6 protein-coding genes and 2 pseudogenes are annotated in these 7,058 nt (G+C 70.4%); 4 read left to right on the top strand and 4 right to left on the bottom strand.

Features of this window, described 5'->3' with window-relative positions:
• On the bottom strand, positions 1-836 hold an 836-nt coding region (locus tag AC2VNT_RS14330; RefSeq protein ID WP_486947490.1), incomplete at its 3' end, for a cytochrome c oxidase subunit I.
• A 180-nt stretch (positions 837-1,016) separates the two neighbouring features.
• Between AC2VNT_RS14330 and AC2VNT_RS14325 the strand changes: the two are divergent.
• A pseudogene (locus AC2VNT_RS14325) lies at positions 1,017-1,712 on the top strand (HNH endonuclease family protein); the annotation flags it as partial.
• Here AC2VNT_RS14325 and pruA read toward each other — a convergent pair.
• Together pruA and AC2VNT_RS14315 are read right to left on the bottom strand one after the other, a co-directional pair.
• A complete protein-coding gene (pruA, locus tag AC2VNT_RS14320) occupies positions 1,712-3,334 on the bottom strand; it encodes an L-glutamate gamma-semialdehyde dehydrogenase (RefSeq protein WP_486947489.1) in 1,623 nt (540 codons plus the stop codon). The pseudogene AC2VNT_RS14325 and the gene pruA overlap by 1 nt on opposite strands.
• Positions 3,335-3,730: 396 nt before the next feature.
• A pseudogene (locus AC2VNT_RS14315) lies at positions 3,731-4,138 on the bottom strand (pseudouridine-5'-phosphate glycosidase); the annotation flags it as partial.
• Between the two features lie 125 nt (positions 4,139-4,263).
• On the opposite strand from AC2VNT_RS14315, the gene AC2VNT_RS14310 reads away from it, so the two are divergent.
• Positions 4,264-5,061 carry a transposase gene (locus AC2VNT_RS14310; protein ID WP_486947488.1) on the top strand — a complete coding sequence of 266 codons (798 nt, stop codon included), beginning with the start codon at positions 4,264-4,266 and terminating at the stop codon, positions 5,059-5,061.
• Here the strand turns inward: AC2VNT_RS14310 and dapC are convergent.
• Positions 4,962-6,071 (bottom strand): succinyldiaminopimelate transaminase, encoded by a 1,110-nt coding sequence (dapC, locus tag AC2VNT_RS14305; protein WP_486947487.1) that lies wholly within the window; start codon positions 6,069-6,071, stop codon positions 4,962-4,964. The genes AC2VNT_RS14310 and dapC overlap by 100 nt on opposite strands.
• A gap of 113 nt (positions 6,072-6,184) precedes the next feature.
• On the opposite strand from dapC, the gene AC2VNT_RS14300 reads away from it, so the two are divergent.
• The gene (locus AC2VNT_RS14300) at positions 6,185-6,742 is read left to right on the top strand and encodes a PadR family transcriptional regulator (RefSeq protein ID WP_486947486.1); all 558 of its coding nucleotides are present in this window, start codon (positions 6,185-6,187) and stop codon (positions 6,740-6,742) included.
• A partial coding sequence (locus tag AC2VNT_RS14295) for an oxidoreductase (RefSeq protein WP_486947485.1) occupies positions 6,739-7,058 on the top strand: 320 nt, incomplete at its 3' end. The genes AC2VNT_RS14300 and AC2VNT_RS14295, both read left to right, overlap by 4 nt.

Raw genomic sequence — 7,058 nt, 5'->3', positions numbered from 1 at the left:
TCGCTGACGACCCCGAAGAACGGCAGCGCCACGATGTAGACCTCGGGGTGGCCGAAGAACCAGAACAGGTGCTGCCACAGGATCACCCCGCCGTTGGCGGCGTCGTAGATGTGCCCGCCCAGATGCCGGTCGACGGCCAGCCCCAACAGCGCGGCGGTCAGCAGCGGGAAGACGATCAGCACCAGGATCGAGGTGATCAGGATGTTCCAGGTGAAGATCGGCATCCGGAACATCGTCATCCCCGGCGCGCGCATGCAGACCACGGTGGTGATCATGTTGACCGCGCCCAGAATGGTGCCCAGACCGCTGACCGCCAGGCCGACGATCCACAGGTCGCCGCCGGCGCCCGGGCTGTGGACCGCGCTGGAGAGCGGGGTGTAGGCGGTCCAGCCGAAGTCGGCAGCCCCGCCCGGGGTGATGAAACCAGCGAGGGCGATCAGCGCGCCGAACAGGAACAACCAATAGGAGAACGCGTTCAGCCGCGGGAAGGCCACGTCGGGGGCGCCGATCTGCAGCGGCAGCACCAGGTTGGCGAAGCCGAAGACGATCGGGGTGGCGTACAGCAGCAGCATGATGGTGCCGTGCATGGTGAACAGCTGGTTGTACTGCTCGTTGGAGAGGAACTGCAGCCCGGGCGCGGCCAGCTCGGTGCGCATCAGCAGCGCCATCAGCCCACCGATCAGGAAGAACGTCATGGTGGTGACCATGTACATGACCCCGATGACCTTGTGGTCGGTGGTGGTCAGCGCCTTGTAGAAGAACGACCCTTTCGGGCCGAGTCGCGGCGGGTAGGGGCGAGACGGTGCCAGTGTCCGAGGGGCGCTGAGGATGCTCACGCGGTGCTCCCAATCAGGTACTCGATCGGACGCCTCTCGCCGCGACCGTAGCCCGCGGACGACGTGCGTGAGGGCGACCAGCGTTTATAAACGACGATCGTACGCTGAATTTGACGGCCGTTCATCGCCGTGCATCGCGGTGCCCGGACCTGTCGGAGTCCGCCGATAAAATCACCGGGCATGAGGCACTGGCGAGCGTCGATCACCACGGTCGTCGTCGCCGGTGCGTTGGCCCTGCTCGCACTGGCCGTGACGCCGGCCGACCCGATCGGCGGCCCCGGACCGGCCAACCCGGAGCTGGCCAAACTCGACACCCTGCCGATCAAGGGCCGCGCCCCGAAGACCGGTTACGACCGGGCGTTTTTCGGTAAGGCGTGGGATGACGACGTCACGGTTCCCGACGGCCATAACGGCTGCGACACCCGCAACGACATCCTGCGCCGGGATCTGGTCGACATCGAGTTCAAGCCGGGCACCGACGACTGCGTCGTGCTCTCCGGCGTCCTGGCCGACCCCTACACCGGCGACACCGTCGACTTCCACCGCGGCCGGAGCAGCTCGCGGCTGGTGCAGATCGACCACGTCGTGCCGCTCTCCGACGCCTGGCAGAAAGGCGCTCAGCAGTGGGACGAGCTCACCGCGCGCAACTTCGCCAACGACCCGGCGAACCTGCAGGCGACCGAGGGCGCGGTCAACGAGGCGAAGGGCGACGGCGACGCCGCCACCTGGCTGCCGCCGAACAAGGCGTACCGCTGCACCTACGTCTCCCGGATCGTCGACGTCAAGGCCGCCTACGGTCTCTGGGTCACCCAGGCCGAGCACGACGCGATCGCCCGGATTCTGACCTCGGGCTGCGCCGGGCCGGCGCCGGTGCCTTAGGCCGCCATGTGCGGGTAGCGGTGATCGGTCGGCGGGGCGAGGTTCTGCTTGATCGTCCGCGCCGACGTCCAGCGCAGCAGGTTCAGCGCCGAACCGGCCTTGTCGTTGGTGCCGGAGCCGCGCGACCCACCGAACGGCTGCTGCCCCACCACCGCCCCGGTCGGCTTGTCGTTGACGTAGAAGTTGCCGGCGGCGAATCGCAGCCGATCCTGGGCCTGCCGCACCGCGGCAGGATCCTCGGCGATGACCGCACCGGTGAGCGCATAGGCCGACCCGGCGTCAACCACCTCGAGGATGCGCCGGTAGTCGTCGTCGGGGTAGACGTGCACCGCCAGCAGCGGGCCGAAGTACTCCCGGTGGAACACCTCGTCGGCCGGGTCGTCGCAGAGCAGCACCGTGGGCCGCACGAAATAGCCGACGCTGTCGTCGTATTCGCCGCCGACCGCGATCGTGACGCCGGCGGTGTCCTTCGCGCGCTCGATCGCGGCGACGTTCTTGGCGAACGCCCGCTCGTCGATCAGCGCCCCGCCGAAGTTGGTCAGGTCGGTGATGTCGCCGTAGCGCAGCTCCGCGGTGGCAGTCAGCAGGTCGTCACCCATCCGCTGCCACATCGAGTGCGGGACGAACGCCCGCGACGCGGCGGAGCACTTCTGGCCCTGGTAGTCGAACGCGCCGCGGATCAGCGCGGTGCGCAGCACGTCCGGCCGGGCCGAGGTATGCGCCACCACGAAGTCCTTGCCGCCGGTCTCCCCCACCAGCCGCGGATAGCTCACGTACCGGTCGATGTTCTCCGCCACCCGTCGCCACAGCCCGCGGAAGGTGGCCGTCGACCCGGTGAAGTGGATCCCGGCCAGCCGCGGATCGGCCAGCGCCACATCGGAGACCGCATACCCGTCGCCGGCGAGCAGGTTGACCACCCCCGGCGGCAGCCCGGCCTCCTCCAGCAGCCGCATGGTCAGGTAGGCGGCCAGCGTCTGGGTGATCGACGGCTTCCAGATCACCGTGTTGCCCATCAGCGCCGGCGCGGTCGGCAGGTTGCCGGCGATGGCGGAGAAGTTGAACGGGGTGATCGCGTAGACGAACCCGTCCAGCGGGCGGTAGTCGGTGCTGTTGCGCACCCCGGGGACGTTGATCGGGTGCTGGGCCCGAATCTGGCGGGCGAACGCGACGTTGAACCGCCAGAAGTCGATCAGCTCGCACGGCGCGTCGATCTCGGCCTGGTAGGCGGTCTTGGACTGGCCGAGCATGGTGGCCGCGGCGATCTTCTCCCGCCACGGGCCGGCCAGCAGGTCGGCCGCGCGCAGAAAGACCGCGGCGCGCTCCTCGAACGGGGTTGCCGCCCAAGCCTTCTTGGCGGCGGTCGCCGCTTCGACCGCGTCCTGCGCGTCGTCGCGGGTGGCGTTGGTCAGGGTACCCAGCCGGGCGGCGTGCCGGTGCGGCTGGACGATGTCGATCCGCTCGCCGTCGCCCATTCGGTGGTCCCCGGCGATGACATGCGGCAGTTCGCGCGGTCGCTCGGCCAGGATCGTCAGCGCGGTACGAAGCCGAACCCGCTCCGGGGAGCCGGGCGCGTAGTCGTGCACCGGCTCGTTGACCGGCAGTGGCGTGATCGTGTCCATAACCCAGAATGCGCCGGACGTGCCGGGTACGCACGTCGGTATCTGGTTGCACCAGGGCGCCGGCCTTGGCCTGCTGTGCGAGCGCCAGGCCGCCGCAATCCCGAGCAGCTCGGCCACCTCATCGGACGGCCGCGGCAGATCACCGCCTTCCGCAAACACCAGCACGGCCCTGCTTGTCCAGCCCGCAGACCTGCCACGCACGATGCTCTCCCACGTTCAACGGGTCAACGAAAGCACCCTGACGAACTCGCCGAACTCCACGCCCTGGCCAACGCCCACGGCGTGCCAGCATCAACCCTCGTACGCGACTGGATCCTGCAGCGGCTCACCGCCGAACGCGGCACACCCACCGAAACCGCCCTCATGCTCGACCGACTCGAAAACGATGTCCGCGTCCTACGCAAACTCACCGCACCGCGCTGAGATGCCTTGCTGCCTCGTCTCTTCTGTGCTGTCTCGTCTCTTCTCTGGCCGCCCTCTCTCGGCGTCGCCGGCCTGGCCGCGGATCAGCTGGCTGTGGGTGTTGATGGCGGCGTGCAGGTCGTTGCCGAGGGCGTCATAGGAGGCCGCCAGCACCCCGGTTCGCGACAGGGTGGTGAGGTCGGCCGACTCGTCCCAGCTGTCCCGCGCCCCCCGGTGCACGCCGCCCAGCCCGCCGGTGGCGAAGACGGTGATGCGGGTCGCCGCGCCGAGATGCGCGGTCGAGGCGACCGTCGTCGCGCCGTCCCCGCCCCGGGCCGCCAGCGCCGCGACATCCCAGAGGCTGACCTTCACGGCCGCGCCGGTTGCGATGCGCTGCAAGGCGGCGTCGTCTAAAGAGTGTCGAACAACTGGCTGCGGTCGAGGCGCCGCAGGAGTAGGGCGATCTGGCTGAGGATCAGGACGCCCTCGTGTGCGGGTGCGGCGCGTTCAACCAGTGCCTGCGCCTGGTGAAAACCGACTGGACCGCCCGCCGCGCCGATCCGGACATCGACGTTCCGTGGACGGGCTTTGACCTGATCAACACGTTCAACGCGTGGAAGAAAACCGAGGACGCCGGACGAACATTCACCGTCGATACCGTCGGTGTGGCCGGGCATTGGTGGGTGGCGCTCAACATCGAAGCCGCCGAGCTACACCCCACCCACCACCACCGGCCACGCTGCGATGGTGATACCGCCGGCTGGGCCGGGGTTGACCGGGGCCTGGCCGCGTTCGTCGTCGCCGCCCACGCCGACGGCGCCGACACCATCCGCATCACCGACACCCCAAAAGCCCTGGCCGCCGGTAGCGCAAAGCAGCGCCGGCTGGCCAGATCGTTGTCCCGCAAACAGAAAGGATCACACAACCGCCGCGATGCCGCCGCCCAGCTGGCCCGGCATCACCACCACGTCGCCAACCGCCGCCGCCATTTCCTCCACCAGGTCTCCAACCGGCTGGTCAAGACCCACGACCGGCTCGCCATCGAAGACCTGCATGTGGCCGGGACCGCGCCGGCCGAGCGCACCACGTTCTCAATCTCGCGGGCGATCCGCAGGTTGTCCGGCCGCGGCAGGCCGTGCGCGATGATCGTGCTCTCCAGCGCGACAACCGGTCGCCCGGCGGCCAAGCGCATCGGCGACCTCGGCGTGAATCCGCACGGTTGGCGCTACCGCCCGCCCGAGCCCAGCCGGTCGACCGCGGCGGCGATCCGCTCGTCGGTGGCGGTCAGCGCCACCCGAACATGCTCGGATCCGGTGGGGCCGTAGAACTCTCCGGGCGCCACCAGGATGCCGCGGTGCGCCAGCCAGTCGACGGTGCGCCGGCACGGCTCGCCGCGGCTGGCCCACAGATACAGCCCACCCGCGGAGAAGTCGACGGTGAACCCGGCCGACCGCAGCGCCGGCAGCAGGGCGGCCCGACGCGCGGCATAGCGGTCCCGCTGCACCCGCTCGTGGGCGTCGTCGTCCAGCGCGGCGACCATCGCGGCCTGCACCGGCGTCGGCACCATCATCCCGGCATGCTTGCGCACCGCGAGCAGCTCGGCCACCAGCCCGGCGTCCCCGGCGACGAAACCGGCCCGGTACCCGGCCAGCGACGACGTCTTCGACAGCGAGTGCACCGCCAGCAGACCGGTGTGGTCCCCGGCGCAGACCGACGGATGCAGCACCGACACCGGTTCGGCGTCCCAGCCCAGCCCCAGGTAGCACTCGTCGGAGACCAGCAGCGCGTCGTGGGCCCGCGCCCAGGTCACCAGCGCGCGCAGTTCGTCGGCGTCCAGCACCCGCCCGGTCGGGTTGCTCGGCGAGTTCAGGTACACCAGCGCCGGGCCGGCCGCGTCCAGCGCGGCGACCGACTCCGCCCGCACCGCCGTCGCACCGGCCAGCCGGGCGCCCACCTCGTAGGTCGGGTAGGCCAGCTCCGGGATGGCGACCACCCGTTCGGCGTCCAGGCCGAGCAGCGTGGGCAGCCAGGCGATGAGCTCTTTGGTGCCGATCACCGGCAGCACCGCGGACTCGGCCAGCGCGGTGACGCCGTAGCGGCGCTGCAGCGCGCCGGCCGCCGATGCCCGCAGCGCCGGGGTGCCGGCGGTGGCCGGGTAGCCGGCGGCTTCGCCGGCGGCGGCCAGCGCGTCGCGGATCACCGGGGCAACCGGGTCGACCGGGGTGCCGACGGACAAATCGACGATCCCGCCGGGGTGGGAGCGGGCCAGCGCCGCGGCGTCGGCCAGGGTGTCCCACGGGAAATCCGGCAGCGACGCCGAGACTCCCCGTTGCACGGCACCCGATGGTAGTCGGTGGCGCCGCGGAGCCGGACGGCCCCACGTCGCTAGTCGCATAGTTGCAGTGCAATTAGTTGCATATATGGCTCGGCTGTGCCTAAGCTGCCGCCGTGGCACTCCCGCACGCCATCCTGGTCTCGTTGTGCGAGCAATCCGGCTCCGGCTACGAGCTCGCGCACCGCTTCGACCGGTCGATCGGCTACTTCTGGAGCGCCACCCACCAGCAGATCTACCGGACGCTGCGGTCGATGGAGGCCGACGACTGGGTACACGTCACGCCGGTGGTGCAGCACGGCCGGCCGGACAAGAAGGTCTACACCGTCTCCGAAATCGGCCGACGGGAGCTCGCCCGCTGGGTCGCGGCGCCACTCGAGCAGGGCCGGTCCGGCCGAGGCAGCTCGATCGCCGACGCCCGGCTGCGTGACCTGGCCGTCAAAGTGCGCGCCGCCGGCTACGGCGACGCGGCGGCGGTACGCGATCAGACCGTCGCGCTGCGCCTCGAGCGGGCCGCCCGACTAGACCTCTACCGCGACCTGGAGAAACGCCAGTTCCCCGATCCGGCTTCGCTGTCCGGCACCGGTCTGCACCAGTACCTGGTGCTGCGCGGCGGAATCCGGGCCGAGGAGAGCGCGATCGACTGGCTCGACGAAGTGAAGGCGGCGCTATGAGCACCAACCCGTACCCGAACCTGCTCGCCCCGCTGGATCTCGGGTTCACCACACTGCGCAACCGGGTGGTGATGGGCTCGATGCACACCGGGCTGGAAGACCGTGCCGGCGACCTCGGCCGGCTGGCCGAGTACTTCGCCGAACGGGCCCGCGGCGGCGTCGGCCTGATCGTCACCGGCGGCTACGCACCGAACAAGGCCGGCTGGCTGCTGCCGTTCGCCGCCCAGATGGTCACCACCGGCGACGCGCGGCGGCACCGCCGGATCACCGGCGCCGTGCACGAGGCGGGCGGCAAGATCCTGCTGCAGCTCCTGCA

It is taken from the genome of Mycobacterium sp. TH-M15 (assembly GCF_057473705.1).
The sequence above is the reverse complement of the archived record's forward strand: the minus strand, read 5'-3'. Positions and strand labels throughout refer to the sequence as shown.